The organism is Arenibacter sp. F20364 (genome assembly GCF_023015905.1).
GTDB lineage: Bacteria > Bacteroidota > Bacteroidia > Flavobacteriales > Flavobacteriaceae > Arenibacter.
Genome location: NZ_JALKBD010000008.1, coordinates 195602 through 212514 on the forward strand (window position 1 = coordinate 195602; position 16913 = coordinate 212514).

At 40.1% G+C, this 16913-nt stretch carries 14 protein-coding genes; 5 read left to right on the top strand and 9 right to left on the bottom strand.

From position 1 onward, the window contains the following. Positions 1-117: 117 nt before the first annotated feature. Positions 118-1020, top strand: coding sequence for a universal stress protein (locus MWU84_RS08860; RefSeq protein WP_246900743.1), 903 nt, complete (start codon positions 118-120; stop codon positions 1018-1020). Here MWU84_RS08860 and MWU84_RS08865 read toward each other — a convergent pair. Next, complete coding sequence (locus MWU84_RS08865; protein ID WP_246900744.1) at positions 1013-1243, bottom strand: hypothetical protein; 231 nt, start codon at positions 1241-1243, stop codon at positions 1013-1015. The genes MWU84_RS08860 and MWU84_RS08865 overlap by 8 nt on opposite strands. 212 nt (positions 1244-1455) lie before the next feature. On the opposite strand from MWU84_RS08865, the gene MWU84_RS08870 reads away from it, so the two are divergent. Next, a complete protein-coding gene (locus MWU84_RS08870; RefSeq protein ID WP_246900745.1) occupies positions 1456-2160 on the top strand; it encodes an NUDIX domain-containing protein in 705 nt (234 codons plus the stop codon). 370 nt (positions 2161-2530) lie between these two features. Further along, positions 2531-3688: a homogentisate 1,2-dioxygenase gene (locus MWU84_RS08875; RefSeq protein WP_246900747.1), complete on the top strand. Its 1158-nt coding sequence runs from the start codon at positions 2531-2533 to the stop codon at positions 3686-3688. A 46-nt stretch (positions 3689-3734) separates the two neighbouring features. Here MWU84_RS08875 and hutG read toward each other — a convergent pair whose 3' ends face one another. From hutG to hutH, 7 genes are all read right to left on the bottom strand, one after another. Further along, positions 3735-4706, bottom strand: coding sequence for a formimidoylglutamase (gene hutG, locus MWU84_RS08880; RefSeq protein WP_246900749.1), 972 nt, complete (start codon positions 4704-4706; stop codon positions 3735-3737). Between the two features lie 178 nt (positions 4707-4884). Beyond that, entirely contained in the window at positions 4885-5847 is a 963-nt protein-coding gene (locus MWU84_RS08885) for a glycosyltransferase family 2 protein (protein WP_246900751.1), read from the bottom strand. Positions 5848-5879: 32 nt separating this feature from the next. Beyond that, entirely contained in the window at positions 5880-8303 is a 2424-nt protein-coding gene (locus MWU84_RS08890; RefSeq protein WP_246900754.1) for a tetratricopeptide repeat protein, read from the bottom strand. 154 nt (positions 8304-8457) lie between these two features. Further along, complete coding sequence (locus MWU84_RS08895) at positions 8458-9312, bottom strand: methyltransferase domain-containing protein (protein WP_246900757.1); 855 nt, start codon at positions 9310-9312, stop codon at positions 8458-8460. A 234-nt stretch (positions 9313-9546) separates the two neighbouring features. Then, a complete protein-coding gene (locus MWU84_RS08900; RefSeq protein ID WP_246900759.1) occupies positions 9547-11559 on the bottom strand; it encodes a urocanate hydratase in 2013 nt (670 codons plus the stop codon). A gap of 14 nt (positions 11560-11573) precedes the next feature. After that, positions 11574-12824, bottom strand: a complete 1251-nt coding sequence (gene hutI, locus MWU84_RS08905; RefSeq protein WP_246900760.1) for an imidazolonepropionase — start codon at positions 12822-12824, stop codon at positions 11574-11576. 40 nt (positions 12825-12864) lie between these two features. Continuing rightward, a complete protein-coding gene (gene hutH, locus MWU84_RS08910) occupies positions 12865-14445 on the bottom strand; it encodes a histidine ammonia-lyase (RefSeq protein WP_246900761.1) in 1581 nt (526 codons plus the stop codon). Between the two features lie 80 nt (positions 14446-14525). Between hutH and MWU84_RS08915 the strand changes: the two genes are divergently transcribed. Beyond that, a complete protein-coding gene (locus MWU84_RS08915) occupies positions 14526-15419 on the top strand; it encodes a LysR family transcriptional regulator (RefSeq protein ID WP_246900762.1) in 894 nt (297 codons plus the stop codon). Between the two features lie 44 nt (positions 15420-15463). Beyond that, on the top strand, positions 15464-16015 hold the full coding sequence (locus MWU84_RS08920; protein WP_246900763.1) for a nitroreductase: 552 nt from the start codon (positions 15464-15466) through the stop codon (positions 16013-16015). A 9-nt stretch (positions 16016-16024) separates the two neighbouring features. On the opposite strand, the gene MWU84_RS08925 is transcribed toward MWU84_RS08920, so the two are convergent. After that, positions 16025-16540 carry a DUF456 domain-containing protein gene (locus MWU84_RS08925; RefSeq protein WP_246900764.1) on the bottom strand — a complete coding sequence of 172 codons (516 nt, stop codon included), beginning with the start codon at positions 16538-16540 and terminating at the stop codon, positions 16025-16027. Between the last annotated feature and the right edge of the window lie 373 nt (positions 16541-16913).

Consider the following 16913-nt stretch of genomic DNA (forward strand, 5'->3'; position numbering starts at 1 on the left):
TCTACACTCATAGATCAGGCCAAAAAGCTGATAAATGTCATAGTTCAGGTTTTTGACTTCCTATAATTTTACGCTGTAGTTTTAACCTCTCGGGGTTCTTATAAAATATAGAATAGTTTGAAAAAGATATTGTTACCTACAGATTTTTCTCCCAATGCTTGGAATGCAACCAAATATGCAATTTCTTTATATAAGCATGAGGAGTGCGAGTTTTATATTTTAAATACTTATACACCAACTATTGCTCATAGTAGGTTTATGGCAACAGGAGCTGGGGGAAAAGCCTGTGAGGACGTGGTAAAGAGCAATTCCGAAAAAGGGTTGGATCAGCTTTTGGCAAGGATCCAGGAAAAGTACCATAATCCCAAACATAAGTTTATTACCATTTCTTCCTTCAGTCTATTGGTGGATGAAATTAAGAATATCATAGATACCCATCAAATCGGGTTAGTGGTTACGGGAACAAAAGGCGCCTCCGGATTGGAAGAAGTGTTTATGGGGAGCAATACCGTTAGGATAATAAAATCAATAAAGAACTGTCCGGTACTGGCCATTCCTCAGCATTTTCAGTTTAAGACTCCATCCGAAATAGCTTTTGCAACAGATTTCAATAGGTTTTATACTACTTCCGAACTTAGGCCACTTTTGGAAATGGCGAAATCCTTTAAAGCCTCCATCAGGATAGTACATGTGCAATATGAGATTAAAGCGCTGACCGAAGTACAGCAATTCAACTTGAATATGCTAAGGAAGTACATAGGTGAAGTAGAACATTATGTGCACACGGTTTCAGAATTAAATTCGGTTTCCCAGACCTTGGAGGTTTTTGCAAATGAACTGGACATTCACCTTTTGGCCATGCTCAATTATCAGCACAGCTATATGGAGAAAATGACACGGGAACCGGTAATTAAACGTTTGGCTTTTCACACCCAAATACCTTTGTTGGTAATACCGGAATTGGGCATGGGAACTCCTCCTAGTAGCAAAAAGGGAAAGGAAGTTTCAACTTCTAATTAATTTCACTTTTTATTGGATAATCTTCATAGAAGTCTTTAAAGGTCTTGTCGGTCGTATAATTGTCCGTAAGCACTTTAAAGACCATATATACGAGCATTATTTGCCCTAGGACTGTAATGTAAAAAACCCAATTAAAGGGAAAGTTCATAGCGGCCATTATAGTCAGGGAGATTAGGACCATAGTTGTTGCGGCTACCCAAAACATAGCAATATTATTTCTCATCTTTTTTATTACAAGTTATTTAAAATCAAGGAGTTTTCATGTTAAATCACTGCTAAATTCCATCAGGGATGTGGGTCAGTGGCGCGATAAATAATAAGTGGCCCGGGTATAGTCGTTCCTTTGTTCATTTTCAGAACGGGGATTAGAGGATAAAATTTGGGCTTTTGACGATTTGAATTATTTTTTTGATATTTTAGTGCATTATAGTTTAAATGAAGGCCTTGGAGAATTATCGACCGTATATTGCGCAGCCCAAAATACTAGTGGCAACAGATTGTATTGTTTTTGGTTTTGATGAAGGCATATTGAAGCTTTTGGTTTTTAGGCGAAGGATTGATCCTTTTAAAGGGGAGTGGTCCTTGATCGGTAGTTTTGTAAATGAGGAAGAGAGTGTCCCCGATGCTGCACGCCGTGTTCTTTTACAGTTCACGGGACTAGATAATATTTTTTTGGAGGAATTAAAAGTGTATAGTGATGTAGACAGGGATTCCGGAGAAAGATGTATTTCCATTGCCCACTACGCATTGATCAGAATTAATGACTATGATAGGGAACAGGTGGAATTACATGGCGCCAAATGGTTTGCCTTGGAGGATATTCCCCAATTGGTACTGGATCATAATGCTATGATCGCCGATGCCTTGGAACGACTAAGGCAGAAAACTACACATAGGCCTATTGGATTTGAACTCCTCCCAGAAAAATTTACCATTCCACAGCTTCAGTCATTATATGAGGCCATTCATCAGACCAAATTGGATGACCGCAATTTTAGAAAAAAATTACTATCCTTTGGTTTGCTCATTAAATTGGACGAAAAGGATAAATCTACCTCTAAAAAAGGTGCTTTTTTGTATAGGTTCGATTATAACAAGTACAAAAAGCTGGAAGAATCAGGGTTTAATTTTGTGCTTTAGTCCATCTAAAATAGAGCATAAAAGGATTGTCCAAATATCATTGTCCAAACAATGAATATCTAAAAACCTTTACTATCTTTGCCGAGTTGTGTTGTGTCTCAATACAAATTGAGGCAAGGTTGTATTTGTCGATTTGTCCGGATGCGAATTTGGACCGATAAGCACCGATGAAAGGCTTTCCATTTTGGGAGGCTTTTTTTGTTTGTATTGTCTTAGCTGTTCATCAACGCGGACAACAGTATGGTACAAGCAATTAAAATTGACAAGGACTATGCATATTTCTTAACAGATCCTTAATTAAAGTAGATTGTTGTAGATAATCCTTATTTTATTGTATTTTTAATAAGGAATCAATAAAGAGGAATAAGCTATGCCCTTGTATCACAAATTAGGTAAAATCCCTCCAAAAAGACATACTATTTTTAAGAAAAAGGACGGAAGTCTGCATTATGAGCAATTGTTCGGAACCATAGGTTTTGATGGGATGTCATCGCTCATGTACCATTTACAGAGACCTACCATGGTAAAGGAAGTGGGAAAGTCCTTTGATGTTTCCCCCAAAGCCATGGTGTCCCATAATATTAAGTCAAGATTGCTCAAAGGTTTTGAGGTAAAACCTATGAACGATTATCTGGAAAGTAGAACAGTGATGTTGTTCAATTCCGATGTTCATGTCTCGCTTGCGGCTCCCAAAAAATCCCAGACGGATTATTTTTATAAAAATGCGGATGCGGATGAATTGTTGTTTATCCATAAAGGGACAGGGACTTTGAAAACTATGCTGGGTGAAATAAAGTTCGAGTACGGGGATTATCTTATAATTCCCCGCGGAATGATCTATCAGATAAATTTTGACAGTGAGGATAACAGAATGTTAATTGCCGAATCATATCATCCCATTTATACACCTAAAAGATATAGAAATTGGTTTGGACAACATTTGGAACATTCGCCTTTTTGCGAGCGCGATTTTAAATTGCCGCAAAACTTACAGACCTATGATGAGACGGGCAATTTTGTGATCAAAGTAAAAAAGCAGGGTCAATTGCACCATTTGGTGTATGCTTCCCACCCTTTTGATGTGGTAGGTTGGGACGGTTACAACTATCCTTACGGTTTTTCCATACATAATTTTGAACCCATCACAGGACGTGTTCATCAACCACCTCCAGTACATCAAACCTTTGAGACTTCCGCCTTTGTGGTCTGCTCCTTTGTGCCCCGTTTGTACGACTATCATCCACAGTCCATACCCGCTCCATACAATCATTCCAACATAGATTCTGATGAGGTATTGTATTATGTGGATGGGGATTTTATGAGCAGAAAGAATATAGATAAAGGGTATATTTCATTGCATCCGGCGGGTATTCCACATGGCCCCCATCCCGGTACCTACGAAGCTAGTATCGGAAAGTCTAAAACCGGGGAGTTGGCGGTGATGATAGATACTTTTAGACCCTTGCAACTTACCAAGGCTGCTATGGACATAGATGATGGCAAATATTATCGATCCTGGTTGGAATAAGACTTGCACATTGTTGGATAAAAATGGGTTTTAACGGGATTTAAAATTAGCGGCTGTTATGGATAACATAATGAATTAGCGAAGCAGCCAATTTTGCCGTGTTCTGGTCAATATCGTAGGTGGGGTTCATTTCGGCCATATCGAGGCTGATCATTTTTTTTGTATCGATTATAATATTCAAGCATTCCAAAACAATTTCTATGGAGAAACCCATAGGGGAGGAGGCACTTACTCCGGGAGCGTAGGCCGAAGAAAATCCATCAAGATCAATGGTAGTGTAGATGTGGTCTACCTCCTTTATAAACTGCTGTAATTTATGCTTGATCTTATCAAAATATAACAAGTTGAAATGTTTTCTTTCAATATAGGAAACCCCCAAGTCATTGGCTGTATCAAATAGCGTTTTGGTATTGGCGTCTTCGCGGATTCCTAGACACATATACCTGAATTTGGATTGATCCGATTTGCATTCCTGGGCAATTTGATAAAAAGGAGTTCCGGAATTATTATTGGTTTCGTTACTGCGAAGGTCAAAATGGGCGTCAAAATTAATGATACCAATGGACTTATTCTTGCCTTCCGTGGCCAGATACCTTTTTATTCCGTTATAATGGCCATAAGCAATGTCATGTCCTCCTCCCATAAGAATGGGGAAGGTATTATGCTTAAGCAATTGGGTAACGGTGCACGATAAAACGGTCTGTGATTTTTTTAAATCACCATCTTTACAATCTACGGTACCCGCATCCATTAGTAAAGCGTTTTCCTTCAGATGATTCGGGAGTTTAGCGAGTTGCCTACGGATGGCATCCGGACCCATGGCGGCACCAATTCTACCTTCATTCCTTTTAACGCCCTCGTCGCTGGCATAACCCAATATTGCCCAGGACTGTCCATCTGTACTTGGGATTTGTTCGGAATTAAGATCAATACAAATCACCTTCTCATGGAGATACAGTTGTTGTCCGGACTTGCGTCCTGACCAAAGTATAGGGTCGCTTTTGGAATAGGTGTGCATGTTAATTGAATTTTATAGGTTGATGGCCTAATTGACCAATTCATAGATGCCTTGAACTTTGAACAAAATAATTCAATAATTCATTTGGTTTCCTAGAAAATACCTATGTCAATATTAATGTTTTCCCTTTGATAGTACAACTGTCGCAAAATAATGATTGTGGCAACACCTATCCATATCACTTGGCTTTGGGCGCATTTATTATGTCGTATTGAATGGCTTGAAGGATAAGTTGAAAGCCCAATATGATGGATAGGGTGACGATCATAATGGTCCCTGTTGGGGCAAAGGTGTTTATTTTGGCATAATATATCCATTCGGCAACTCCAAAAATAAGTCCGAACATAAACAAAGGAAAACCAAATAACAGGTATACCGAGCCAATATTGAAATCGTATAAAAAATACTCCTTAACAATACGCTTTATAAAGGTGTTGGTTAGCCTGGCCCCAAAGACAAAAGGCATTTGCCATATTTTCATGCTCGATTTTTCTTCACCATATATGGCGGGCATGGCAATATCCTTAATAGCCGCCTTTTCAAAGTATAGTTGCGACAAAAGGGAGGTTTCAAAGTAATAGCGGTTGGCCAGATTATTAAAATTCAACTTTTTAACAACATCGGCTTTAAGGGCCAAAAATCCATTGGTGGGGTCAAAATTGTGCCAATAGCCAGTAGCCGCTTTTATAAGGAATGATAAGCCTAGATTGCCAATTCTGCGTATAAGGGGCATGGCTCTTAAAGCCTTTAGGTCCCTAAATCTGTTGCCCTTTGCAACATCGCACTTGTTTGCAATTAGTGGATCCAGTAAGTCGGGAAGGTAAGTAAGATCCATCTGGTCATCGGCATCTACCTTGATTATTATTTCTGCACCAATTCTAATAGCTTCTTCAAATCCTCTTTTGGTGGCGCCACCTACCCCTAAATTCATGGGATTCTCTAAAAAGTAAATTGTTGTATTGGGAGGTACTAGATTTTCAATATCCGCTTTGGGAAGGGGAGTTGGACTTTGGTCGTCCACGATAATAACATTTTGAATATAATCCGGTAACTTGGAAATGACCAGCAATATTTCTTGGGAAGCATTGTAAAAAGGGATTACAACAGCGATTTTATAAGAACTATATTTCTGTGTTTCCATGATTGCTTGGTTACTTGGGATTTGTTATTGTACTAGCGTTCACTGTTATTCAATTCGTTGTTTGCCTGTTGCTTGGCGTAATTTAGATTTCCGTTGGCCAATTTGGAATTTCCGTCTAATTTTAACGCTTCGTTACATGCGGCTATTGCCTTTTGGTAGTCTTTTAGTTGGTTATAGGCAGAACATATGTTGTTATAGGCAATGGCATTGGGTTCAATAGCGAGGGACTTCCTTGCTGCGGCTATACAGCTTTGATATTTTTCCTTTTTGTAAAATTCAAGACTAAGATTTATATAATAAGCAGATGCTTCCTTATCCGATAAACTTGAAGTAGCGTTGGCCAAATCTTTCTTTTTGTCCTCGGCATTTGCCAAATTGTTTTTCGCCAATTGATAGGACGGATTTAGTTCCAGTGCCTTTTGGTAGGCCTCAATGGCCTGATCATAATTCAACAGATAAAAATGGCCTATACCAATGTTGTTGTAGGCATCAGGATATTCTGGTTTTAATTCCAAGGCTTTTCTTGCTACTCGTATACAATCTTCGTAGTTGCTGTTATTGAAATATTGCAAACTTAGATCGAGGTAATTCTCTGGGCTGGGAGTATTGTTCACCTCCTCCTCCAAAACTCTAAGAATGGATTTTTTGCCCAAGGCAATGTCCAAGTATTTTTTTGCAGTTTCGTCTTGCGGCCATCTTGCCAAAACTTCATTACTGAAGCTTTTCATATTGTCCCAATCCTCAAGTTTATGATAAGATTTTAGGATATAGTCATTGATGTCAGAATAATTGGGAACAATTAGATTTACTTCTTTGAATTGATCCAAAGCCGCTTTAAATTGGTTGTTTTGAAACAAATACCGACCATAGAAGTATTTTGTCTTATGGTTGGCATCACTTAGGGACAAGGATTTTTTAAAGTGTTTATCCGCACTCTCCTTATCTCCAATGGCATTTTTTAAGATGCCCAGATTGGTGTATATACTGGAGTAATTTGGAACGTATTCCAAGGCCTTGTTGAACGATATTTCTGCATTGGTATAATCGCCATCGGCCATTAGGGCAAGACCATAATTCATATGGCCACGGCCATTTTTTGGACTTTTTACAGTAACATCATGCCATAGGCTACGTTCGTCTTTCCATACCTTATTGCGTTGGTAAATTCCATAGGCATTGGCTATAAGGAAGAACATAACAAACAAGGTCAATGAGTTTTGGCCAATTGGAGTAGTAAATATTCTGGAGAAATAGGTTTCAAGTAAATACTTGGTGCCAAATACAAAGGCTATGGTAAGGCCCATATATGGAATAAAACTGCGATGATCATTTAAGACCTCCGCAAAGGGAAGTACTGAAGAGGAGGGCAAAAGCGAAATGAAAAACCATAAAATGCCAAAGGAAAATAATCTTGTTTCCCTCTTTGTTGACACCTTCAATGCAATATAGATTAAGGTGGTAATTAGTACAATTCCTGTTATGGCCCTATAATCCAGGATAGTGTCAAATGCTGTCCAATCGGTATCGGCGGAGAGGTTATAGGGAATAAAATAGGTTAAAATATAGTGGCACATGACCAAGGGTTGCGTAATCAAATAATTATAACGATCAACACCGCCGGGAGCAAATGTATCCGGAAGCATGGAGAAATAGAATACCAAAAAGGCCACGGTAAGAATAAATGACGGGAACACTTTTACAAAGGAGCGGATACATTTTTTAAATTCTTTTGCTCTATAGAAGTGCAATAAGTCTGCCTGTTCCTCAAAAACCAAAAAATATAGAAAAAGTAAAGGGGAAAAAACCAAAGCCATTTCCTTGGAAAAGAAGCCAATAAATGGAAAGATCAGGTAAAGATGCCATTTCCTCCATTTGCCGCCACTCAGAAATGCTACGAATCCCAATAGCACATAGAAGCCGGCTACAATTTCCGATCGCTGTATAATATAGTTGACTGTTTCTGCATTGGCACATAATAAACCGAAAGCGGCTGCTATCAGGAGGCCCCAAAACTGGTTGTATTGGGAGAATTCCAACCTGTCCAGTAGTTTTTTAACAAAAAGGCCAAGCGCGGCGCAGGTGAATATGAAAAAAATAAAAATATGGATATGGAATGCCAATGGGTCCAAGCCACCTCCAAGTTTGTAATCAATAGCATTTTCAAGGGTGGTGTAAGGTCGGTAAGACCTATTGCTGGGGAGTGTACTAAATGTTGTTACATCCCTGAAAAAGGCGGGAATGTCCACTTCCTTTATGGCATGGTTGTCCTCTATGGTATGGCTATCGTCAAAATGAAACCCGTTGTTAAAATGATTGGAGTAGGCAACAAACAACATGGCAATCAAAACAAGGGAAAGTATTATAAAAACCGGATTCTTTAAGGAGTTGTTGTTATCGCCAGTAAATCCGGTAAACTTGTTTATCGAGTTTTTAATTTTCAGTAATATTTCAATCATCGAGATTGGTGATTTTATACTTCTTGGCGTTTTAACAGCTAGGAATCAAATGATTCCAAACTGCCCATTCGTAATAATTAACAAACTAAATTAACATTTTAACGATATTTGATTTTAAATGTTGTTTTGAAGAAACTACATTTTTTTTGCTCAATTACCTTTTTCTAAATATAAAACAACGGGTGTCCGGGAAAATTTGTAAAAATGGAAACAAAAGAAACACTCCAATTTTAGTTGCCATTTTCGCCAAAGTTCCTTGTTGGTTATCCTGTTCTATCCTATCTGATATTTCAGATAAATTAATGGTTTTTAAAGGAAATGATTCAACTGCTTCAAAATTGTTGTCCTGGGCCAATTTAATCAAGGTTGGTTTGGTAAAGTAACTCAAATGTGGGCTGTGAAAATTAAATTGCCACATTCTATCCATTAAGGATTTTACCCCGAATAGATAAGCCATTTTGGAAAGGAAATATATTAAACCACTTTGTTGAGGTAAATTAACGATCAATAGTCCTTCCGGATTAAGTAAACCGTAATTGGCTTCCATAATTCCCTTAAGATCGGGCAGGTGTTCCAAAACATCATTATAGGCAATAAAATCAAAATGTGATTCTTCTTGTAGATCTTGTGGAAAAAAACCATTCTTTACTTGCAAGCCTTCCTTTTGGTAGTGTTCATTGAAGCGGGTTTCCGGTTCAATACCCAAGCAACTAATCCCATGGTCCCTGCAGACCTCCAAAAACCAACCATATCCCGGACCTACCTCGAGCCCCTTGGATTTAATTTCCTTGTTTTTCTTAATGGAGGCTATGATATGTTGGAAATTCTCTTTCCTTAAATTGATAAGTGCTTTTTCACGGGTTTCTTCATTTAAATCAGAAACCAAACTTTTGTTGAAAGTGGCATCGGGACAAAATTGAAAACCGCAATTAGTACATTGATGCACATTGAATTTAAGCTGGTATTTTAATTTGGTTTTGGGGTGGTTACAGATTGGACAGGGAATCATTATTTTAAAAACTAATTATAGTATGTTTGTTCCAACAAAAGGGGGAACAATCCTTAAAGCATTGTCTATTTATTTGGTTGAGGAACTGTTTAGTGAATAAAAATAGATGATTCCAAGTAATATTTAAAATTTTCGATATTTATTTTGCCCTAAACGCAGTGGCCGGTAGGATTTTGATTACGACTAAGGCTTGTGAGGCATATGTGGCTATCAAAAAAGACTTGAAATATACTTTCATGGAAACAAAATATCCAGTAATTCATCCTCAACTATATTTGGCAAGGTAACCTTTAATTCCGGTGTTCGGGCCATTTCCCGTTTTATTGCAAACAAGGCTTCTTTGTTTCTGGCCCAACTTCTTCTAGATATTCCATTATTTACATCATAAAACAACATGTTTTTTAGACGTTTAGCAGCATCCTCGGAACCATCCAGCACTAAACCGAAACCACCGTTGATGACTTCTCCCCAGCCTACCCCACCTCCGTTGTGAATGGATACCCAAGAGGCGCCCCTAAAGCTATCTCCAATTACATTGTGGATGGCCATGTCTGCAGTATACTTGCTGCCATCATAAATATTGCTCGTTTCCCTAAAGGGGGAGTCTGTACCGCCCACGTCATGGTGATCCCGCCCCAAGACAATGGGTGAGTTTATTTTTCTGGATTTAACGGCACTGTTGAAAGCTTCCGCAATTTTGGCCCTGCCCTCTGCATCGGCGTATAATATGCGCGCTTGGGACCCGACCACCAAATTATTGGACGCTGCTTCCCTTATCCATTGGATGTTGTCCTGCATTTGTTGTCGTATCTCTGAAGGTGCCGAACTAAGCATTTCTTCCATTGTTTGTAAGGCAATGGCATCTGTTTTTAGGAGGTCTTGGGGTTCTCCTGATGTGCAGACCCATCTAAAGGGGCCAAATCCATAATCGAAACACATAGGGCCCAAAATGTCCTGTACATAGGATGGATATCTGAAGTTGATGCCATTGCTCGCCATGATGTCTGCTCCTGCCCTGGATGCCTCTAATAAAAAGGCATTGCCATAATCAAAAAAATAGGTGCCCTTGACAGTGTGTTTATTAATTGCCAAAACTTGTCGTCTTAGGGATGCCTCTACTTTTTGTTTAAAAGCAGCAGGCTTGGTCCTCATAAGCTCGTTGGATTCCTCAAAAGTGAGCCCTACAGGATAATAGCCCCCTGACCATGGGTTATGAAGGGAGGTCTGGTCGGAACCCAAATGGATGAATATATTTTCCTGATCAAACTTTTCCCATACATCCACTATATTTCCAATAAAGGCCAAGGAGACAACTTCCTTTTGTTGTATTGCCATTCTGGCTCGCTCTACCAATTGTTGCAAATCTTCCAAAAGCTCATCTACCCAGCCTTGTTGGTGTCTTTTTTGTGCAGCAGCCTTGTTCACTTCCGCACAGATTGTAATGCAGCCGGCAATATTTCCCGCTTTGGGCTGGGCTCCGCTCATGCCGCCCAAACCAGAAGTGAGAAATATTTTGCCTTTAGGCGTGTCATCATTTTTTAAGACTTTCCTAAAGGCGTTCAGGACGGTTATGGTAGTGCCATGCACAATTCCTTGTGGCCCAATATACATATACGATCCAGCTGTCATTTGCCCATATTGGGTAACTCCAAGTGCATTGTATTTTTCCCAATCGTCCGGTTTGGAATAGTTGGGGATCATCATCCCATTGGTCACGACTGCTCTTGGTGCATTTTTTGAGGAGGGAAATAGCCCCATGGGATGCCCTGAATAGATATGCAGGGTCTGTTCGTTGGTCATATTCGCCAAGTACTGCATGGTCAACAGATACTGTGCCCAATTCTGAAAAACGGCACCATTGCCCCCATAAGTTATTAGTTCCTCTGGATGTTGTGCTACTTGGGGGTCTAAATTGTTTTGTATCATCAGCATTATACTGGCCGCTTCTATCGTTTTTGCGGGATAATGATCAATTGGTCTTGCATATAGAGGGTAATCGGGTTTAAAGCGATACATGTAGATTCTGCCCAGAGTATTCAATTCCTCGGCAAATTCCTCGCCCAAGATTGCGTGCCAATCGGAGGGGAAATATCGCAAGGCATTTCTAATGGCCAACTTTTTCTCCTCCAAGGATAGGATGTTCTTGCGTTTTGGGGCTCTATTGGCATTTTTGGGATAGTCTTTTTTATTGGGCATTTCCTTTGGAATGCCTTGGAGTATTTGAGCTTTAAAATTTTCTTCCGTCATCGTTCGGGTCTTTTTTAGTTATTACCAACTACCAATTTTCCCTTTATGCATACAAGGGAAGGCATCATCATACCTTGTTGATAAAGTATTTCTTGATAATTGTCGGTGGGAAAAGCAATGAGATCTGCCAATAATCCGGTTTTAAGTGTACCGCGATCTCCTAGGCCTAGGGCGGCAGCGGCCCTAAAGGTAATCCCGGCCAGCACCTCTGTATTGGTCAGTTTTTCAAAGGTGCCTAGTACGGTGGCCTGTATCAAGAGGTTGCCCATTGGTGCAGAACCCGGATTCCAATCACTGGCAATGGCCAAGGCCGCTCCTGCATCCAATAATCGGCGGGCAGGGGTATAGCTACATCCCAATCCCATAGAGGCACCGGGCAAGGCGGTTGCTACGGTATTGCTTTTGGCGAGTAGTTGAATTTCTTTTTCTGTACTTGCTTCCAAGTGATCGGCACTTACTGCCTTATATTTAACAGCAACATCACTACCAGCGGTTGAAAATTGGTCGGCATGTACTGTAATATGAAATCCCATTTCTTTGGCCTTGTTAAAATAAGGTCCTATGTTAGAGGGAGTAAATGCCCCTTCCTCCACGAAGGCATCGATTCTATTGGCTAACTTTTCCTTTTTTAAAATTGGAAATAGTAAAGTGCTTATTTCCAAAAGATAATCGGCTGGACTTCCCTGATAATCTTTGGGGACCATATGTGCCGCCAAACATGTGGGAATTAGATCAGGATGACATTCTTCATTGGCTTGCGCAATAGCTCTTAACATTTTTAGTTCCTCTTCAACCGAAAGTCCGTAGCCGCTTTTTACTTCTATGGTGGTTACACCATGGGCCAAATGCCTGTCCGCTCTTGTTTTGATACCCTCTATCAAGGAGGATGTAGTGGCTTTTCTAGTCTCGGTAACCGTATCCCAAATTCCACCTCCAGCTTTGGCAATTTCCAGATAGGTTTTGCCGGAATTGCGTAGGGCATAGTCCTTGGCCCTGCTGCCTCCAAAGCAAATATGGGTGTGGGCATCAATCAATCCGGGAAGGCATACCATGTTGGATCGGATAGGTATATTTTGCGCATTTAGGTGGTTTGCTTTTGTCTGAATTTCAGGATAAGATCCTATGGCGTGAATTTTTTCATCGACCATAATAATACCCCCATTTTCCAATATCGGTAATTGCTCGTCAGATAGGGGGCCTTTTAGCGCTATACCCGTCATCGTCAAGATTTGCTTAAAGGGGCCTATAAGGGTGTATTTTTTCATTTTGTCCATTGATTAATATCCATGACTCATTACCTGTATCTTAATATTCTTCAAATTCCATTTCAAACGGACTTTCCATTTTCAGATTGTTACGGGTCATGGTTTTTTGTACTGTGTTTATTATCGTACATTCTTTGATCATCTCTATTCCTTTGTCAATATCCTCTGAAAACACTCGGTCTCTAACGGCAAAGGCCACTTTTTTGCGGATAGTTCTATGGACTTCATCCAGTAAAACTCCCGATTTCATAGGCTTTCTAAATTCAAATGCCTGTGCTGCGGTCAGAAGTTCTATTGCCAATATTTTTTCAACATTTTCAAGCACTTGCAGTGCTTTTCTACCACTTATGGATCCCATACTTACATGGTCTTCCTGCCCAAGTGAAGTAGGGATGCTATCTGCACTGGCAGGGAAGCACAAACCTTTGTTTTCACTAGCCAAGGCGGCCGTGGTGTATTGTAAGATCATATAGCCCGAATTGATTCCTGTATCCTTCATCAACAATTTGGGTACCCCGGGACTGTTGCCTTCCAGGGCCAAATAAATACGGCGGTCAGATATATTTCCCAGCTCGGAAGCGGCCAAGCAGGCATAATCCAGTGCCATGGCCAAGGGCTGTCCGTGAAAGCTCCCACCACTTATCGTTAATACCTTACCTATGATAATAGGATTGTCCGTAACCGAGTTCAATTCTATCTCCAATAATTCCTTTAAATGTAGCCAAGCATTTCTTGAGGCACCGTGAACTTGGGGGATACACCTAAGGGAATAAGGGTCCTGTACCCGTTCGCAATCAATATGGTCTTCCATGATTTCAGAATCTTCCAATAAAAAGCGTATTCTGGCCGCTACATGGCTATTCCCCTTAAATGGCCTTAGGTTGTGCAGCTCTTTAAAAAACGGCTTTACACTGCCCTGAAGGCCTTCGATCATCATGGCCCCAATGATGTCCGCATGAGTAAGGCAAGCGTGCATTTTGTCTATGACCATTACGGCATGGGCAGCAATAAATTGGGTGCCGTTTATTAGGGCCAGTCCCTCTTTGGGACCCAATTCCAAAGGTTCTAGGCCATAAATTCTGTGGAGTTGAGCCGTTGAAATCACCTTTTTTATATATTTAATTTTCCCCAACCCTATTAGAGGTAAAAACAAATGGGATAAAGGGGCAAGGTCACCGGAAGCCCCCACAGAGCCTTGGGAGGGTACTATTGGAATAGCATCATTGTCAATATGCCATATTATTCGGTCCAAGGTAGCCTCTGCAATACCGGAATAACCTTGGGCAAGGGAATGGGCCTTTAAAACAAGCATTAATTTTGCAATTTCGTTTTCAATAGGCTTTCCCACCCCAACACTATGGCTCTGAAGAATGTTGGTCTGTAATATTTTGGTTTCGGTTTTCGAAATCTTGGTGGTGCACAATGGCCCAAACCCAGTATTTATACCGTACACAGGTTTTCCCATCTCTACTATATGTGCCACGACCTCATGACTGGCCCGAATTTTTTTTCTTGTTTTTTCTGAAACCTTTCCTTGGATCGTTCCCCGGGTAATTGCCAGAGCCAGGCCTGCCGTTAGATGATCTTCCCCGAAAAAAAATGTTTTTTTTGAAGTAGTCATGGGATTATTTTTTTATCAATATAAAATTATTGATTATGTTTGATAATTACCAATACCATTAATTTAAACACCTAATAACTATGGGTTATCAATTGGAGCTTAGACATTTCAATTATTTTTTGGCAGTGGCCGAAGAATTGCATTTTAGAAGGGCGGCGGAAAAGCTTTTTATTTCCCAACCAGGTTTAAGTCGACAGATTAAACAAATGGAGGAGATTCTGGAGGTAAAGCTTTTTGTCAGGACTAAGAAAAAGGTAAGCCTTACTGCGGCAGGGGAATATCTCAAAAGTGAAATAGAGTTTATCCTAAACCATTTGGAAGTCACCAAAAAGCAGTTGAGGCATATTAGGGATGGCAATTTTGGGGAGGTGCGAATAGGCTTTCTTGGCTCGGCCATGCAGGAGGTAATACCTAATTTGTTAATTGAGCTAAAAGAAAGATTTCCAGGAATACAGACTAATTTGGAAGAATTGTCCAACAATGCCCAAGTGAATGCTATTTTAAAGGATAAACTGGATATGGGCTTTGTACGTGTAGCGAGAGTACCTCAAGGCCTAAATCTTCAACCCGTGTATACCGACACTTTTTCAGTGGTCTTGCCGGAGCTATATCCTTTATTGACAAGGGAATTTACGGATGTAGGGCAATTGGCGGCGGAGAATTTTATTTTGTTCGCCCAAGATTATAGTCCCTTGTACTTTGATACGGTAATGAGTATCTGTGAAGACGCGGGTTTTACCCCCAAAGTTTCACATAAATCCGTTCACGCCCAAACCATTTTTAAATTGGTAGAGAATAATTTGGGCATTGCTATAATACCCACTTCCTTGCAATACGGCTTTCAGATGAAGGTAAAATTTATTGAACTCAAGAATAATCCGCAAAGGGCAGTGTTATCCGTTTGTTGGAAAGAGGACAATAGAAACCCTGCTTTAAGACATTGTATTAATTTATTGTTAAACCAGTCTTTATAGGCTATTTTATAGCCTTAGTTTGTAATACTCTAAAATAATAACACATGATATTTGACATAATAAAGTTGCGCCGGTCTATTTTTCCTGCCCAATATAACGATAAACCAATCGACAAGGAATCTATTGAAAAGGTCTTGGAGGCGGCGAATTTTGCACCAACCCATAAAAAAACGGAGCCTTGGCGATTTAAAGTACTAAAAGGGGAGGCCAAGGAGAAATTGGGATTGTTCCTGTCCTTAAAATATATGGAATCCGATCCCAAACCAAAACAGTTCAATGTCGAAAAGTTGATTCAGAATCCTAAAAAAGCGGGGGCTATTATTGCAATTTGTATGCAGAGAGATCCCGAAGAGAGCGTTCCGGAATGGGAGGAGGTTGCGGCAACGGCAATGGCAGTACAAAATATGTGGCTTTGCTGTACCGAGATGGGTATAGGCTGTTACTGGAGTTCACCCGGCCTTATAAAATATATGGATGATTTTTTTGAATTGAATACTGGCGAAGTGTGTTTGGGCTTTTTCTATATGGGGTATTACGATGAAGAAATTCCGGAAGTTGCCAAAGGTCCATGGCAGGAGAAAGTAACCTGGATGTAGGATTAGCGATTAGCTAAAAAAGGGAAACAAGGCAGATCTGTATTCCCAGGCCTTATATATAAATAGGCCCAGATAAATTATGGTAACCATAAATTTCAGGAAGGCCCCGGTTAAAAAGCCTAAAAAAGAACCAAAGGCGGCCTTTAGGGCCGTTTTTTGATCGGCCCTGTTGATCAGTTCCCCTACCAAAGCGCCCAAAAAAGGCCAGATTATGATTCCAAAAAATCCAAGAACTGGAAATATAAGGGCTACTAGGAGTCCAATGGTAGTGCCGATCATTCCCCACTTACTTCCCCCGAATTTCTTGGTTCCCCAAACGGGAATAATGTAGTCCAGGGCAAAAACTAGTAAAGCTACGGCCAAGGTAATTCCCAAAAAAATCCAATCATCTGGAATGGCTTTTGTAAGATAGAGCAGTAGTAAGCCTACCCAGCTTATAGGTGTTCCCGGCAGGACAGGAAGAAAACTGCCTAAAATGCCTATGAACATTAAGATGAATCCAATTGTCAGCAATACAATATCCATATGGCTTTTTTGATTTTTTTAGGGAAGTGTACTTCCTGTTTGACGAAGATAGGGAGGATTTGTTACATGGATGGAGTGGTCACTTCTGCAGAGTCCTTTTTCGGGACTCCCGATGATTATCGGGAGAGAAGTTTTAATCAATGCACATTTTTTATAGTTCAATGTTGAAAATTTATGCGCACAATTGATGTTTTGGTTCAGTTACTAGTGAGATTTACTCATGTCATTTTTATTTGAGTGGTATTCGTGAACCTTCGGTTTCTCGTCGCTATCGCTCTGTCGAAATGACTGGAGTTGTCACTTCGACAACTGATGCTTTTTCGCAACGATTGAGAAGTCGCACAGGTTTTGGTTTTAATTTTGGGATCCTATA

Excerpts from the sequence above, each read along its gene's own strand:
- MWU84_RS08890 (WP_246900754.1), bottom strand. The coding sequence starts at position 8,303 with ATGATTGAAATATTACTGAAAATTAAAAACTCGATAAACAAGTTTACC.
- MWU84_RS08885 (WP_246900751.1), bottom strand. The coding sequence starts at position 5,847 with ATGGAAACACAGAAATATAGTTCTTATAAAATCGCTGTTGTAATCCCT.
- MWU84_RS08900 (WP_246900759.1), bottom strand. The coding sequence starts at position 11,559 with ATGACGGAAGAAAATTTTAAAGCTCAAATACTCCAAGGCATTCCAAAG.
- MWU84_RS08870 (WP_246900745.1), top strand. The coding sequence starts at position 1,456 with ATGAAGGCCTTGGAGAATTATCGACCGTATATTGCGCAGCCCAAAATA.
- hutI (WP_246900760.1), bottom strand. The coding sequence starts at position 12,824 with ATGAAAAAATACACCCTTATAGGCCCCTTTAAGCAAATCTTGACGATG.
- MWU84_RS08875 (WP_246900747.1), top strand. The coding sequence starts at position 2,531 with ATGCCCTTGTATCACAAATTAGGTAAAATCCCTCCAAAAAGACATACT.
- MWU84_RS08915 (WP_246900762.1), top strand. The coding sequence starts at position 14,526 with ATGGGTTATCAATTGGAGCTTAGACATTTCAATTATTTTTTGGCAGTG.
- MWU84_RS08925 (WP_246900764.1), bottom strand. The coding sequence starts at position 16,540 with ATGGATATTGTATTGCTGACAATTGGATTCATCTTAATGTTCATAGGC.
- hutH (WP_246900761.1), bottom strand. The coding sequence starts at position 14,445 with ATGACTACTTCAAAAAAAACATTTTTTTTCGGGGAAGATCATCTAACG.
- MWU84_RS08920 (WP_246900763.1), top strand. The coding sequence starts at position 15,464 with ATGATATTTGACATAATAAAGTTGCGCCGGTCTATTTTTCCTGCCCAA.
- MWU84_RS08865 (WP_246900744.1), bottom strand. The coding sequence starts at position 1,243 with ATGAGAAATAATATTGCTATGTTTTGGGTAGCCGCAACAACTATGGTC.
- hutG (WP_246900749.1), bottom strand. The coding sequence starts at position 4,706 with ATGCACACCTATTCCAAAAGCGACCCTATACTTTGGTCAGGACGCAAG.
- MWU84_RS08895 (WP_246900757.1), bottom strand. The coding sequence starts at position 9,312 with ATGATTCCCTGTCCAATCTGTAACCACCCCAAAACCAAATTAAAATAC.